Genomic DNA, 13,675 nt, shown 5'->3' on the forward strand with positions numbered 1-13,675 from the left:
CTTATGGCGAGGACTTTGTCAGCAGTCTGAGGCGGCTCTGATAGGGCCGCCTTTTTTTCGTCCGAGAGGTTGCTTATAACTTCAACCTGTCGGAGGATTTTGCCGTTCTGGTTTGGAAGGTCATATGTTTCGAATTGTCAGGGGCTCGCTTCTTATGGTGGTCATTCTGTCGATTGCGCTGGTCGCGTCGATGGGAATGAATATCCTGACTTATGTGCGTCTGACCGATGAAGAGCCGATTGCAGCCCTTTATTTTGAACCGGTGTCCGAGGATGTGTATACCGCCCATCTTGTGTCGGATGATCCCGGTGTCAGCGGGACCTATGAAATCCTTGGTGATCAGTGGCGGATTGATGCGGAATTCATCAAGTTAAAGCCATGGGCCAATATCATTGGCATGGATGCCCGCTATCAGCTTGTGCGATTTGAAGGGCGGTATCGCGATGTGGTGCGGCAAAATACTGCACCGTTTCGGGCCTATGACCTTGGGGCGGGTGATGCGCTTGATCTGGTCAATTATCTGGCCGAATGGAATTTCCTGATTGATGCCGAATATGGCAGTTCGACCTTTTCCGATATCGAAGAAGACACGGTCTATCGGGTCTATCGGACCCAGTCGGGGATCATTATCCGGTCTGAACCGATGCCCGATCCGATTGGCTATGAGCCGTCCATGATGGATCAATTCGCCAACTGGATTTCTGGAAAACCATAGGCGCACTGCCTGTTTTTGGCGCTCGAAAGCCGGGTGCAAAACTGCAGGTCCGAAATTGGCGAGCAGGGATTTGTTCGCCCGCTTACCCTTTCCCCATCGTTAATTGCATCGGGTTGTTTGCCGTTGGCGGCAGGGTTCCGGTGCCAGATGGAATGGAAAGATCATGTTACTTGAAGACAAGGTTGTGATTATCACAGGTGCGAGTTCCGGTATCGGTGCGGCATCGGCCAAGCTGTTTGCATCCGAGGGCGCAAAGCTTGTCCTTGCGGCGCGCAATGCGGATCGGCTTGATGCGGTGGTTGGCGACATCGCCGGGGCAGGCGGGCAGGCCTTTGGCATGGCCGGTGATGTGTGCGAAGAAGCGTTTGCCAAGGCGCTGGTCAATGCCGCGGTTGGTGAATATGGCGGACTTGATGTCGGTTTCAACAATGCCGGGCGATTGGGAATATTGGGATCGCTTGATGACATCACGGTCGAGGATTGGGAGGCAACGCTTCGCACCAACCTGACAGCTTCGATGTTCGGGGCGAAATATCAGTTGCCCGAAATTGCCAAGCGCGGCGGTGGATCGGTGATTTTCACATCGACCTTTGTCGGTCACACCATCGGAATGCCCGGCATGACAGCCTATGCCGCCAGCAAGATGGGGTTGCTTGGCATGGCGCAATGTCTGGCGGTGGAATATGGCGCGGCCAATATCCGGGTCAATGCACTTGTGCCCGGCGGGACGGATACCCCGATGGCCGAAAGCTTTACCAGTGATCCAGAGGTTCGGGCGATGGTTGAACGGTTCCATGCCCTGGGCCGGATTGCCGAGCCGATGGAAATCGCCAAGGCGGCCTTGTTCCTGGCATCCGATGCATCAAGTTTTGTGACCGGAACGGCGATGGCGGTTGATGGCGGGACGTCGATCTGTAAGGCGGCCTAATCAAGCAGCACGCATATAAAAGCAAAAGGAGCGGCCTTTGCGGGGCCGCTCCTTGTCGTTTCGGTATTGGGCATCAGGTTCCGGTTAGAGAACCATTGCCGCGACCCAGGCAAACAGGACCATGCCGAAATTGGCGTGGATGAAGGTCGGGATCACGGAATCCTTCACATGGTCATGCTGGCCATCGGCATTCAGACCCGATGTGGCACCAAGGGTAATGGTTGATGCCGGCGATCCGGCATCGCCAAGGGCCGCCGATGCGCCCAGAAGGGCGATGGTTGCCATCGGCGAGAAACCAAGGGCAAGGGCCAGCGGGATATAGATCGGGGCAAGGATCGGAACGCTGGCAAAGCTGTCGCCAAAACCGATGGTGATGAAAAGACCGACCAGCAACATGATCAGGGCACCAAGCGCCTTGTTATCCCCGATCAGGTTTGCAGATGCCTCGACCAGCGGGGCGATTTCGCCCGTGGCGTCAAGCACCCCGGCAAAGCCCGATGCGATGGTGATGATGACGGCGATCTGGGCCATCATCCGCATGCCTTCGGTAAAGACATCGTCCTGCGCGCGCCAGCGGAATACACCGGCGGCGGCCAGAATGACAAAGCCGATCATCGCGCCAACCAGAAGGCTGTCGAACTGCAACTGGCAAATCAGGGCAACCGCAAGGGCGGCAAGGGTCGCGATCAACTGGATCGGTTTGACTTCGACCTTTTGGGTATCGTTGCGCGATCCGTCGGTCAGTTCGGTGACGGCATAGTCGCGCGGCTTGCGATAGGTGATGAAAACCGCAACCAGCATCCCCGCAACAATGCCCATTACCGGCAGGAACATTGCCTTGGGCGCCATATCCGCAGTCATCGACAGGTCATAGGCACTGCCGACTTCGTTGACATTGGCCATCAGGATTTCATTGAGGTAAATTGCGCCAAAGCCGGTCGGCAGCAACAGGTAGGAAAAGCTGATCGAGCAGGCAAGAATACAGGCAATCGCACGACGATCCACACGCAGGCGGTTGAAGACTGCCAAAAGCGGCGGGATCATCACCGGGATAAAGGCGATATGCACCGGCACAAGGTTCTGCGACATCAGCGAACAGGCGATGAAAATGGCAAACAACATCCATTTCATGCCTTTGGCGGTTGCCTGTGTGTCGGTGCCGACCCGCTCGGAAATCTTCTGAGCAAACAGGTCAAGCAGTCCTGAACGTGCAATCGCCACGGCAAAGGCACCGATCATCACATAGGTCATGCCGACCTGTGCGCCGACCAGAAGATTGTCATTAAGGGCGCCAATTGCCGTCGCGGTATCCATTCCGGCATGCAGGCCGCCCAAAAGGGCTGCGGAAATCAGGGCGATGGGCACAGGCACGCGCAAAAGACACAGCGCAATCATCACCGCAATGGTCAGAAGAACCGCGTTGATATGATAATCGGCAAGGGCGGCAATGCCATAGATCACGGTGGCGATAACGACCACCGGCAACACGCGTGTCAGACGATAACGTCCATTGAAATCACCGGCAGATACAGCCGGATTGGTGGCAGGCGAAGTCACAGTCAGGTCTCCCCGTTTGACTGGTTGGTCTTGCGCAAACAGGTCAAACGGCATCCCGACATGTGGGCATACCTTTTGGTGGGAGCCGTGGTCGACCGTGTGGGGCGCATGGGCAAAATGCCCGGTCAGGGACGGTTTAACGGAAAGTGCCGTAACGTCAACGGCATAATCGGCGATGTATGCCCGCTATGCGCGGGGGAAATGGCGCCGGTTTATGCAGTGTTCGATGGGAAAGGGGCAGAAAAACCAAACCCGCCTGGATTGCTCCGAGGCGGGCTTGGCGCACGGGTCCGAACTTAGCAAGCTAAATTCGATCGTACAGTCACGTTCGAGATACCCCGAAAGTGAAAAAGACTAGAAGCCTTCGCGCTCGACGCGCTTACGCTCCAGCTTGCGGGCACGACGGATTGCTTCCGCCCCTTCGCGAGCTTTCTTCTCCGACGGCTTTTCAAAGTGGCGACGGAGTTTCATCTCACGGAAAATGCCCTCGCGCTGCATCTTTTTCTTAAGCGCTTTCAGAGCCTGATCGACATTGTTGTCGCGAACGATTACCTGCACGGAAACCACGCTCCTTTCAAAAAAACAAAAACACCCGGGATGCGGAATGCTCCCCGGTTGGATTTACGGTCACACTGACCGTGGCCTGTATATAGTGCAAACCGGCCAAAAAGAAAAGAGGGAAGGGGATATTCGCCTTTGACGTTTATACATGCCTGCATCGCAAAACGCCAAGGCATGAACCCGGATTTCACCCCTTAAGCAGGTATCTTGATTTTAAGGGTGAATTTAGGGGTAAAAATTAAATCAAAAGTTGCTATAGTGCTTTGACACCATTCAATATATCGCCGGGCCGGTGATGCGTTGGGCGCGGCTGCAAGGACTGAACAGGATCGGGTTGGCCTATCAACAGCGGGGTTTCAGATGGAAAGCAGTTTGCGCGAAGCGGCACTTGCCCATGTGCCATTTTTTGTGACGGCACCGGGGGAAACAGATGTTCTGTTTGTCGGAGTCATCTGGTTCGTGGTGCTGGCGGTTTTCCTGATTGGTGCCTTTTACCTTAACATACATGCCCTGCCTGAACGGCTGGCGCATCATGCCAATCATAATCAAATCCAGCTGATCGGGGTTTTGACCCTTTTGGCGCTGTTTACGCACAATAACATCTTCTGGGTGGCGGCGTTGATCCTTGCGGTGATCCAGTTCCCGAACTTCATCACACCGGTGCAGTCGATTGCCGCGTCGCTTCGAAGCATGGCGCAGGGCAAGGCGGGTGAAGGGTCCTTCGCACCGGATGTTAAAGCCCGGTCGGACGTGGATGCTGCAAAGCCGGTGGTAACAGCGTCGGAGTCGAGCCAGCAGGAGAACCCGAAAGATGTTTGAGCTTCTTCTGTGTTCGATGTTCACCATCCTGCCCGATTTCCTTGTACGCCGCTATGTGCAGGGCAAACGGATCGGCAAGGAAATCACCCTGTTTTCGGTCTGGTATGAGTTGCGTTATGGCATTACGGCCTGTGCGATCCTGACCCTTAGCCTGATCACCCTGATTTTCTATTTCCATCCATCGACAACCAATGTGTCGTCGTTTTTCCGAACCATCACGATCCTGCCCGAAAAAGGCGGTCGCGTGGTCGAGGTTTACGTGAAAAACGATGACGAGGTGAATGCGGGCGATCCGCTGTTTCGGATTGATAACCGGGTTGAACGCGAAGCCGTGGCAATGGCCGAGCAACGCATTGCCGAAATCCGCGCGCAAATGGATGTGGCGCGCGCAGACATTGCGGTGGCCGAAGGCAATGTCGAACAGGCACGCGGTGCCTATAATCAGGTGCGTGACGAATTAAAGGTCAAAGCTGATCTGCTGTCGCGTGGCACCAATGCAGTTTCAAGACGCGAAGTCGAACGTTTGGAAGTATCGCTGACCACACGCCAGGGCGGGCTTAACGCGGCAGAGGCCAGCATGAATGTGATCAAGACCAAACTTGATAGTTTGCTTCCGGCCCAGCTTTCCAATGCGCAGGCATCTTTGCGCTCGGCCGAGGCTGATTTGTCCAAAACTGTGGTCCGGGCCGGTGTAAAGGGCAATATTCAGCAATTCGCCCTTCAGGTCGGTGATTTCGTAAGCCCCATCCTGCGCCCGGCCGGTATTCTGATCCCGGAAAAGGATGGTGAAACGGTCTTCCTTGCCGGGTTCAATCAGATTTCAACACAAGTCGTTAAAAAGGGTGTGATCACCGAGGTGTCCTGTGCGTCCCTGCCATTTGAAGTTATTCCGATGGTTGTGACCGATGTGCAGCCGGTGATTGCCGCTGGGCAGTTCCGGCCGAGTGACTTGTTGCTTGATATTACCGAACGGGCCAAGCCGGGGACGTTCCTGGTCAAGATGGTGCCGCTTTATCCGGAATCGATTGCCGATGTGCCACTGGGCAGCAAGTGCGCAGGCAACGCCTATACCAATACCCATGCGCAGCTTGAAAACCCGGATATTGGGACTGGTGAGTGGCTGTTTTTACATATGGTGCAGACCGTGGGTGTGGTTCATGCCCTGCTTTTGCGTGTGCAGACGCTACTCTGGCCAATTCAGACACTTGTTCTGACCGGGCACTAGGATTTTGCGACGTTCCGGGCTTTGGGAAAATTGCATGCTTAGGGGCTTTACAGCCGGGCGGTTTTGGATGGATATAAAGCGATGTCGATCCTGAAAATTGCCCGGATGGGCCACCCGGTTCTGCGCAAGGTCGCCGACCGGGTCGAAGACCCGCTTGCTCCCGAAATTCAGCGCCTGATTGCTGATATGAAGGACACCATGAAAGATGCCGGGGGCGTTGGCCTTGCGGCGCCACAGGTGTTTCAGTCCAAGGCGATCATGGTCTATTACGTGCCGCCCGTCCGTCAAAGCGATGATCCAGACGATGGCGCCATTCCGCTTTCGGTGCTGATCAACCCGGAAATCGAACCGGTTGGCGATGACATCGTTGATGGCTGGGAAGGATGTTTGTCGATCCCCGGCCTTCAGGGTGTGGTGCCACGCTGGAACAAAATCCGGTATCGCGGGTTAAATGAACAGGGCGAAGAAATTGAACGCATCGCCGGTGGCTTCCATGCCCGGGTTGTTCAGCACGAATATGATCACCTGATCGGGGTGATGTATCCTGAACGTATGGAAGACATGACCCTGCTGGGGTTTAACGAAGAATTGCGTGAATACCCGCCCGAGACTACATTCAGGCAGTCCGCACAATCCAACAAGGATGAAAGCGTGCAGGACGCCAGTTCAAGTGACGAGGAGGCATAAATGACCGTGTCCGAAAGCATGAGCCGCCTGCAAGCCCAGCGCGAAGCACTGGTCGAGGCCGCCCTTGAACATATTCCGTTTGATGGCTGGACCAAGCAATCCTTGCTGGCCGGGGCAGAGGACCTTGACCTTGCGCCGGGCGAAGTTGATCGGTTGCTGCCAAACGGCATTCGTCAGGCCATCGTGACCTATGTCGAAATGACCGACCGCAAAATGGTCGCGGCCCTTGATGAAAAGGGCCTGGAAAACATGAAAATTCGCGAACGTATTGCGACGGCTGTCAAAACCCGTCTTGATCTGGTCGAAGGTCAGAAAGATGCGGTGCGTGGTGCGCTGGCCTTCATGACCCTGCCGCAAAATGCAGCCCTTGGTCTTAAACTGACCCACGGCACGGTTGATGCGATGTGGGTTGCGGCGGGCGATACATCGACCGATCATAACTGGTACACAAAGCGGATGTTGCTGGCCGGTGTTTATGGATCGACGCTTGCCTTCTGGCTTGATGATACATCCGATGATCATGCCGATAGCTGGGCGTTTCTGGATCGCCGCATCGGCAATGTTTTGCAAATCCCGAAAATCACCGCCAAGCTTGGTAAGGTCGGCAAGTTTGCAGCTGCCCCGTTCAAGCTTGGAGCCAAGTTTGCCAATTGTGTCCCGACACCCGGTCGGGTGCGCCGCCAGTTTGGCGGATAAGGAATACACCGATTACCAATATAAAACGCCACCGGCAGCAATGCGGTGGCGTTTTTTGTTCGTTGGATCAGGAAACTCCGGGACCTGTTCGGTCAGAACGTATTTTCCAAAAAACTGAAAAGCGTTTTGTCCGGGGCGTTGGCGCGTTCCATGTCGCTGGCCAGATCCACCGTAAACGGAGATCCGAACAGGTGGCGCGGTGTTTCACCACTTTCCTTGCGCTTGGCTTTGTCGTCTTGTGACTGGATGTCTTCGAGGGTCGGCTTGGCGGCAAGGGCCACCAGTTCTGAGGGCGGATTGCCCATCCAGATGCCTTTGCGGTTTTCTTTGGCAAAATCCTGATCACGCAAATAGGTTTCGCAGCTTGGATGGCTGTCGCAACTGACCATATCGACCATGGCCCAGCCAGCGCGCAGGATCAGGCGGTTCAGATCATTGCGACCGATGGTGCATTCGGTCAGCATGGGGTAAAGCTGAACATCGGACACCTGCTGACATTTGATCGCATAGTTATCGATGATGCGGTCCAGTGCCTGTGATGCGGCGGCACCGCACTGGAATTCAACCGAACCGGCACGGCAAATCATGCCCGGTTTCGGGGCCCGGATGCCAAACAGTTCGACAACCAGGTTCCCGAAACGCAGCTTGTCGCCTTCGAGAACTTCGGGGAAGCCGGCAGCACCCGGTGCGGCAACGGCTTGGTTGCTGCGTGCTTCAATGGCGCCAAGGCTGGCAAGGGTCGCAAGAATGATCAGAAGTTTCTTCATCACGTTCGGTCCGTAAAGAGTTTCCTGTCAGATCAAACAGCAAACCCGATGCCAATCTGCTGGGCATAAAATGCCATTCAGATCACGCAATGCGTAACGTCATGAAATGCATATAAAAAAAGCCCCGGACGCGTTGAGCATCCGGGGCGTGAAATATGTGCAGGCTGATAAAACTGTCCCGCTTATTTCGGCAAGACCCAGGTCACATGGCCCATTTTCCGGCCCGGCTTTGCTTCGGCCTTGCCGTAAAGGTGCAGTTTTGCATTTGGCTCGGTCAAAATTGCCTGCCAGTCATTGATGTCATCCCCCAGAAGGTTCTTCATGCGGGCCTTCGAATGATGGGCCGGATCGCCCAGCGGCAGGCCGCAAACAGCGCGGATGAACTGTTCGAACTGGCTGGTGACACAGGCATCAATCGTCCAGTGACCGGAATTGTGCGGACGCGGGGCCACTTCGTTGACCAGAATGTCGCCATCGGTGGTGACAAACATCTCGACCGCCAAAAGACCAACGAATTCCATCGCCGTGACCAGTTTGATCGCGATGTCTTCGGCCTTTTTCGACAGGCTGTCGGCAATTTCAGCCGGGGCGACGGTCACATCAAGAATGTGGTTGGTGTGAACATTTTCGACCGGGCAGAAGCAGGCGGTGTCACCCTGAACGCCGCGCGCCACAATGACCGAGATTTCACGTTCAAAGGAAATGAATCCTTCAAGAATGGCTTCGGCACCTTTCATTTCGTCCCATGCTTCGGCCAGATCGGTATCGGCGTTGATTTTCTCCTGACCTTTGCCGTCATAGCCAAGTTCGGTGGTCTTCAGGACCGAGGGGCGACCAAGCTTGGCAACGGCTGCTTCAAGGTCGGCAAGCGAACGGACAGCCTCGAACGGTGCGGTCCCAATGCCGTGTTCATTGCAGAAGGTCTTTTCACGCAGGCGGTTCTGGGAAATATGCAGGCATTTCCAGCCCGGACGGACCGGCACCAGTTCCGACAAAAGCTTTACGCTGTCATGGGGAACGTTTTCAAATTCGAACGTGACGACATCGACATCCTGGGCAAAGGCGCGCAGCGCATCAAGATCGGTATAATCGGCAACGGTTGCCTTGGCGCAAACCTGTTCGGTCGGGCTATCGGCACCCGGACCGAAGACATGGACCTTATAGCCCAGCTCGGCGGCGCAGAAGGCGGCCATACGGCCAAGCTGTCCGTTGCCCATGATACCGATTGTGCTGCCCGGTGCGATTACGCGCGTGTCGAAATCCTGCGTCATGTATTCCTCGATCAAAAATCTTCCCGTCCGGAAAAACATTGCCTGTCATCAGGCGAATATCAAACTTGTAGGGGCAAAACAAAAACGCGCCCGTTTGGGCGCGCCTGTTTTGGGTCACGGTGCCGGATCAACCGGTTCGTCTGCGACCGATGCGGTCTGGGCTGCGCGCCAGTCATCCAGGCGCGAGGCAAGCCCGTCATCCATCAGCGCCATGATTTCGGCTGCCATCAGACCGGCATTCTTTGCACCGGCCGAACCGATAGCAAGGGTACCAACCGGAACACCGCCCGGCATCTGAACGATGGAAAGCAGGCTATCAAGGCCCTTAAGCGTACGGCTTTGAACCGGAACACCCAGAACCGGAAGCGGCGTCATGGCCGATGCCATGCCCGGAAGATGGGCCGCACCACCAGCACCGGCAATAATCACCTTAAGGCCGCGTGACTTTGCCGTTTTGGCATAATCATACAGGCGATCCGGGGTGCGATGGGCCGAGACGATTTTGGTTTCGTAAGGGACGTTCAGCGCATCGAGGACATCTGCTGCGTTTTTCATGGTTTCCCAGTCAGACTGGCTTCCCATGATAATGCCGATGACCGGTGTTTGATCGCTCATGATAGCGGCTCCGTATTGGGGCTGTTTCGTGAAGGGCCGCATTATATGCAGCACGGGCCATCATGCAAGCCCGCTTGCAACATGCCTGACCGGTGGAATCTTCTGTATTTTCATGTTTGAAAGTGAATGATTTCACACTGCCCTGACGGATAGGGTTCCTATCCTTGGTGTCGGTTGAAAATTGAAGTGTAATTATTGTACTTTTGATTTATTCTTTACAAATATCTCATATAACTGTGCAGGTAGCACGGGAAGGTCAGACATGAAAGTCACAAGGCCCGGATCAATTACACCCTCCTTGGGGGGAGGGGATGGCAGATATCCATCCAACCCATACGGCGTGTTCACCTATGGCAGGGACGCGGGGCGTCGTCATTCGTCCACGCAGGATCATCAGGTTGATATCGATACCGACAGTCTGCCAGATACGGTGGATGAGGCACCATTTCACACGCCCGATATTGCCAATGTTCTTGGCATTCCCGACAATCAGGTAACGCCCGCTGTTGAACAGGCAATCGGACGGTTGATGGTTCGTATCAACGGTCTGACCGAAAACCTGAACGACCTTAAAAAGCGGCAGGCCCGTCTGGCACGGACAGAGGGCCGTGATCCGTTTACAGGGGCACTTAGCCGCCCGACCTTCATGCAAATCCTTGAAAACGAAGTGTCGCTTATTGGGGCGGATCGTACCAACCGCACTGTCCTGATCTGCGAACTGTTTAATATTGAACAGATTTTGCAGCGTTACGGTCAGGAATGCAAAGACGGTGTGTTCAACTATGTTCGCAGAATCATTGCCGATTTTGTGATGTCACCGCATCATCTTGGCTATCTCGGCTGCAATGATTTTGTGGCGCTGATGTACAATGTCGATGAAGACGATGTTCAGCAGCGTATCGAGGCGATCACACGGTGGCTGCATCAGAATCCGTACGCGCATAATCACAGATTCATTACGGTGGTGCCGGTCTTCGGGGTTTATCAGGCAACCAACGGCGATACCGCGTTGTCTGTGTTGAGTTCTGCGGATTCCGCATTGCGGGCACAAAAGGAAATGCTTCTGGCCAAGCTGGATCGAATTCCTTACGGCATCTGAACCTGATCCGACCTGCATCTGGATTTCCATACGCAAGGCAGCACCTTGCGTGCTTTTTTATGCGCGGGCTGTGCCGAACATGTCAGGTATGGGGACGTTTTTGGCAGGAAAATACAGGCAGTCAAACGCCCGGATCAGGCGATAATGTCGGGAACAAGCTGCGACTCGACATATCGAATTTCATCCTTAAGCGCCAGTTTACGCTTTTTCATTCGGCCCAGACGCAGTTGATCATGGTGTGGTGCCAGCACCATTTCCTCGATGGCGACATCAAGGTCGCGGTGTTCCTCGCGCAGCGAATGAAGTCTCTTTTCAATCTCGATCTGATTGATTTCGTCCATTTTTGATCCAGCTTAATAATCAACGCGAAGGGATTCTGATATTACCAGATAAGATGTGGGCAACCCATATGATTTGTATCACCCTTTAAAACAATAATGGCAATGTTGGGAAGGAAACTCATGCGGATCGGAATTTTGACCAGTGGTGGCGACTGCGCCGGGTTGAACGCGGTTATTCTGGCTGTCGTGCGTCGGGCTGTTCTTGGATATGGCTGGGACATTGTCGGAATCCGTCAGGGAACGCATGGTCTGATGCAGGACCCGCCACAGGCCATTGATCTGAACGATCAGGTCAATAATGACGGGATGCTCCGCCTTGGTGGCACCATTCTTGGCACGATCAACAAAGGTGATCCGTTCCATTATCCGATGCCTGACGGCACATTTGCCGATCATTCGCAGGAAGTGATTGATGGTTATCACAAGCTTGGTCTTGATGCCCTGATCGGAATTGGCGGCGATGGCAGCATGGCCATTTTGCACAGGCTTGCCCAAATGGGCGGGATCAATCTGGTTGGCATTCCCAAAACAATTGATAACGATCTGGCCCAGACCGAATATTCGGTGGGTTTTACCACGGCGGTAAATGTCGCGGTCGAGGCACTTGATCGTTTGCAGCCAACTGCGGCCTCCCATGACCGGATCATGATCCTGGAGGTAATGGGACGTGATGCCGGACATATCGCCCTTTTTGCCGGGGTCGCAGGCGGGGCGGATGCCATTCTGATCCCGGAAATGGATTATGATCTTGATGCCCTGACCGAGCATTGCCTGAATATCCGTAAACGCGGACGCAATCATGCACTGGTTATTGTCGCCGAGGCCATCAAACGTGATGACGGGGCGGCCGTGACCCAGGGGGATGATGGGCAAAAAGTCCGTTATGGCGGGATCGGTCATTGGCTGGCGGATGAACTTGGCGCCCGCACGGGATGGGAAACCCGCGTGACGGTCCTTGGGCATGTTCAGCGTGGCGGTACGCCATCGCCGCGTGACCGGGTGATTGCATCGGCATTCGGGGTGCATGCGGTCGATCTGATCGCACAACAAAAATTTGACCGCGTCGTTGCATGGTCAAAACGCAAAGTTGTCGATGTCGCGATGGAAGATGTTATTGTCGGGCCGCGACTGGTTGATACGGCCGGAACCATGGTTTCGACCGCCAAGGGACTTGGGGCCTATCTGGGGCATCCGCCCACCGTCGTACGTACAGCAAAGACCGTTTAAGTAACGATAAAAACAGGATACGAGCAGTGGATCAGGAAGAAGTCTGGGCCTTTACGGTCGCGATGTATGGTCGCGACGGTGTGGCAAAGCTGTGTCTGGAGCTACAGGACCGTTGCGGGCTGGATGTGAACATGCTGCTTTTTATGTTTTATCTGGGCCAGAAGGGACTGGCACCGCATAGTGTGAACGCCCTTGAAGAAGCCGTGCGTGACTGGCGCGATAATGTGATTATCCCGTTGCGCCAAACCAGACGCTTTTTGCGCGATGAACCGCGCAAGGCGGCGCAGGACCTGCGCCAAAAGGTCAAAGCAGACGAGTTGCAGGCCGAGCGGATCGAACAACATATCCTGTGCGACGCCGTCAAGCCGATGCCGTCCAATGATCCCTATGCGGCGGCACGCGCCTATCTTTCACCCAACCGGTTTGATCTTGAACAGAATGATTGTGATCAGGCCGTGGATCGCCTGATCACCCTGATGGGATTTGTTGCCGCCTGATCGGGGCATCAATCCCGATTTTTCGGCTTTCCGGTGACCGGGATGTGGTTTTGCGCATCCTCGTCGCCCCAGCGCGCGGTTTCGGGCAGATCGATATCAAACAGGTCAAGAACGCGACCGCAACTTTGCGTCACCATCTCGTCGAGTGACTGGGGGCGGGCATAGAATGCTGGAACCGGCGGAGCGATAATCGCCCCGTTTTCAGTGGCTTGGGCCATGTTGCGGATATGCCCTGCATGCAGCGGAGTTTCCCGCACCATCAGAACCAGACGACGCCGTTCTTTTAACATCACATCAGCAGCACGGGCGATCAGATTGTCTGCGACTCCGCTTGCTACCTCGGCCAGGGACTTCATGGAGCAAGGTGCAATCACCATTCCGCGGGCGCGAAATGATCCGGACGCAATCGATGCACCGATATCGGAATTGTCATGGAGAACGTCTGCCATCTCCTTGATTTCGCGAATTTTAAAATCGGTTTCATAGGCAATGGTGCGCTCGGCTGCCTTCGAAAGAACCAGATGTGTTTCTATCGGTGTGTTTTTAAGCAACTCCAAAAAACGAATGCCGTAAATCACCCCGGAAGCACCGGTTATGCCGATGATAAGTCGATCTTTTTGCGTCATGCCGAACCTTGCTGGACTGTGTTCTTGTTCACGATGGTGATTGA

The 13,675-nt window shown here is 54.8% G+C and carries 16 protein-coding genes; 9 read left to right on the forward strand and 7 right to left on the reverse strand.

From position 1 onward, the window contains the following. Window positions 1–124: 124 nt before the first annotated feature. Complete coding sequence (locus TH19_RS21525; RefSeq protein ID WP_114104424.1) at window positions 125–715, forward strand: hypothetical protein; 591 nt, start codon at window positions 125–127, stop codon at window positions 713–715. 163 nt (window positions 716–878) lie between these two features. Continuing rightward, window positions 879–1,643, forward strand: coding sequence for an SDR family oxidoreductase (locus TH19_RS21530; RefSeq protein WP_114104452.1), 765 nt, complete (start codon window positions 879–881; stop codon window positions 1,641–1,643). An 84-nt stretch (window positions 1,644–1,727) separates the two neighbouring features. On the opposite strand, the gene TH19_RS21535 is transcribed toward TH19_RS21530, so the two are convergent. Beyond that, window positions 1,728–3,200 (reverse strand): Na+/H+ antiporter family protein, encoded by a 1,473-nt coding sequence (locus tag TH19_RS21535; protein WP_258548079.1) that lies wholly within the window; start codon window positions 3,198–3,200, stop codon window positions 1,728–1,730. A 354-nt stretch (window positions 3,201–3,554) separates the two neighbouring features. Further along, complete coding sequence (rpsU, locus tag TH19_RS21540; protein ID WP_062953404.1) at window positions 3,555–3,758, reverse strand: 30S ribosomal protein S21; 204 nt, start codon at window positions 3,756–3,758, stop codon at window positions 3,555–3,557. A 363-nt stretch (window positions 3,759–4,121) separates the two neighbouring features. Here rpsU and TH19_RS21545 point away from each other — a divergent pair, with 363 nt between their 5' ends. The 4 genes from TH19_RS21545 to TH19_RS21560 all read left to right on the forward strand — a co-directional run bounded on the left by TH19_RS21545 (window position 4,122) and on the right by TH19_RS21560 (window position 7,188). Next, the gene (locus tag TH19_RS21545) at window positions 4,122–4,580 is read left to right on the forward strand and encodes a hypothetical protein (RefSeq protein WP_181846513.1); all 459 of its coding nucleotides are present in this window, start codon (window positions 4,122–4,124) and stop codon (window positions 4,578–4,580) included. After that, window positions 4,573–5,805 (forward strand): HlyD family secretion protein, encoded by a 1,233-nt coding sequence (locus tag TH19_RS21550; protein ID WP_114104426.1) that lies wholly within the window; start codon window positions 4,573–4,575, stop codon window positions 5,803–5,805. Before TH19_RS21545 ends, TH19_RS21550 begins: the two co-directional genes overlap by 8 nt. Window positions 5,806–5,886: 81 nt before the next feature. Continuing rightward, the gene (gene def / locus TH19_RS21555; RefSeq protein ID WP_114104427.1) at window positions 5,887–6,492 is read left to right on the forward strand and encodes a peptide deformylase; all 606 of its coding nucleotides are present in this window, start codon (window positions 5,887–5,889) and stop codon (window positions 6,490–6,492) included. After that, the gene (locus tag TH19_RS21560) at window positions 6,493–7,188 is read left to right on the forward strand and encodes a COQ9 family protein (protein WP_114104428.1); all 696 of its coding nucleotides are present in this window, start codon (window positions 6,493–6,495) and stop codon (window positions 7,186–7,188) included. A gap of 92 nt (window positions 7,189–7,280) precedes the next feature. Here TH19_RS21560 and TH19_RS21565 read toward each other — a convergent pair whose 3' ends face one another. The 3 genes from TH19_RS21565 to purE all read right to left on the reverse strand — a co-directional run bounded on the left by TH19_RS21565 (window position 7,281) and on the right by purE (window position 9,841). Next, a complete protein-coding gene (locus tag TH19_RS21565) occupies window positions 7,281–7,955 on the reverse strand; it encodes a thermonuclease family protein (protein ID WP_114104429.1) in 675 nt (224 codons plus the stop codon). A 182-nt stretch (window positions 7,956–8,137) separates the two neighbouring features. Then, window positions 8,138–9,226 carry a 5-(carboxyamino)imidazole ribonucleotide synthase gene (locus TH19_RS21570; RefSeq protein WP_114104430.1) on the reverse strand — a complete coding sequence of 363 codons (1,089 nt, stop codon included), beginning with the start codon at window positions 9,224–9,226 and terminating at the stop codon, window positions 8,138–8,140. Window positions 9,227–9,340: 114 nt separating this feature from the next. Next, window positions 9,341–9,841: a 5-(carboxyamino)imidazole ribonucleotide mutase gene (gene purE, locus TH19_RS21575; protein WP_114104431.1), complete on the reverse strand. Its 501-nt coding sequence runs from the start codon at window positions 9,839–9,841 to the stop codon at window positions 9,341–9,343. A gap of 262 nt (window positions 9,842–10,103) precedes the next feature. Here purE and TH19_RS21580 point away from each other — a divergent pair, with 262 nt between their 5' ends. Continuing rightward, window positions 10,104–10,940: a GGDEF domain-containing protein gene (locus TH19_RS21580; protein ID WP_258548080.1), complete on the forward strand. Its 837-nt coding sequence runs from the start codon at window positions 10,104–10,106 to the stop codon at window positions 10,938–10,940. 134 nt (window positions 10,941–11,074) lie between these two features. Here TH19_RS21580 and TH19_RS21585 read toward each other — a convergent pair whose 3' ends face one another. After that, window positions 11,075–11,281 carry a YdcH family protein gene (locus TH19_RS21585; RefSeq protein WP_114104433.1) on the reverse strand — a complete coding sequence of 69 codons (207 nt, stop codon included), beginning with the start codon at window positions 11,279–11,281 and terminating at the stop codon, window positions 11,075–11,077. A gap of 120 nt (window positions 11,282–11,401) precedes the next feature. On the opposite strand from TH19_RS21585, the gene TH19_RS21590 reads away from it, so the two are divergent. Together TH19_RS21590 and TH19_RS21595 are read left to right on the forward strand one after the other, a co-directional pair. After that, on the forward strand, window positions 11,402–12,508 hold the full coding sequence (locus TH19_RS21590; protein WP_114104434.1) for an ATP-dependent 6-phosphofructokinase: 1,107 nt from the start codon (window positions 11,402–11,404) through the stop codon (window positions 12,506–12,508). Window positions 12,509–12,534: 26 nt separating this feature from the next. Further along, window positions 12,535–13,005: a TIGR02444 family protein gene (locus TH19_RS21595; RefSeq protein ID WP_114104435.1), complete on the forward strand. Its 471-nt coding sequence runs from the start codon at window positions 12,535–12,537 to the stop codon at window positions 13,003–13,005. An 8-nt stretch (window positions 13,006–13,013) separates the two neighbouring features. On the opposite strand, the gene TH19_RS21600 is transcribed toward TH19_RS21595, so the two are convergent. Then, window positions 13,014–13,631, reverse strand: a complete 618-nt coding sequence (locus TH19_RS21600) for a UbiX family flavin prenyltransferase (protein WP_114104436.1) — start codon at window positions 13,629–13,631, stop codon at window positions 13,014–13,016. Window positions 13,632–13,675: the final 44 nt, after the last annotated feature.

Source organism: Thalassospira profundimaris (assembly GCF_003326675.1).
Lineage (GTDB): Bacteria > Pseudomonadota > Alphaproteobacteria > Rhodospirillales > Thalassospiraceae > Thalassospira > Thalassospira aquimaris.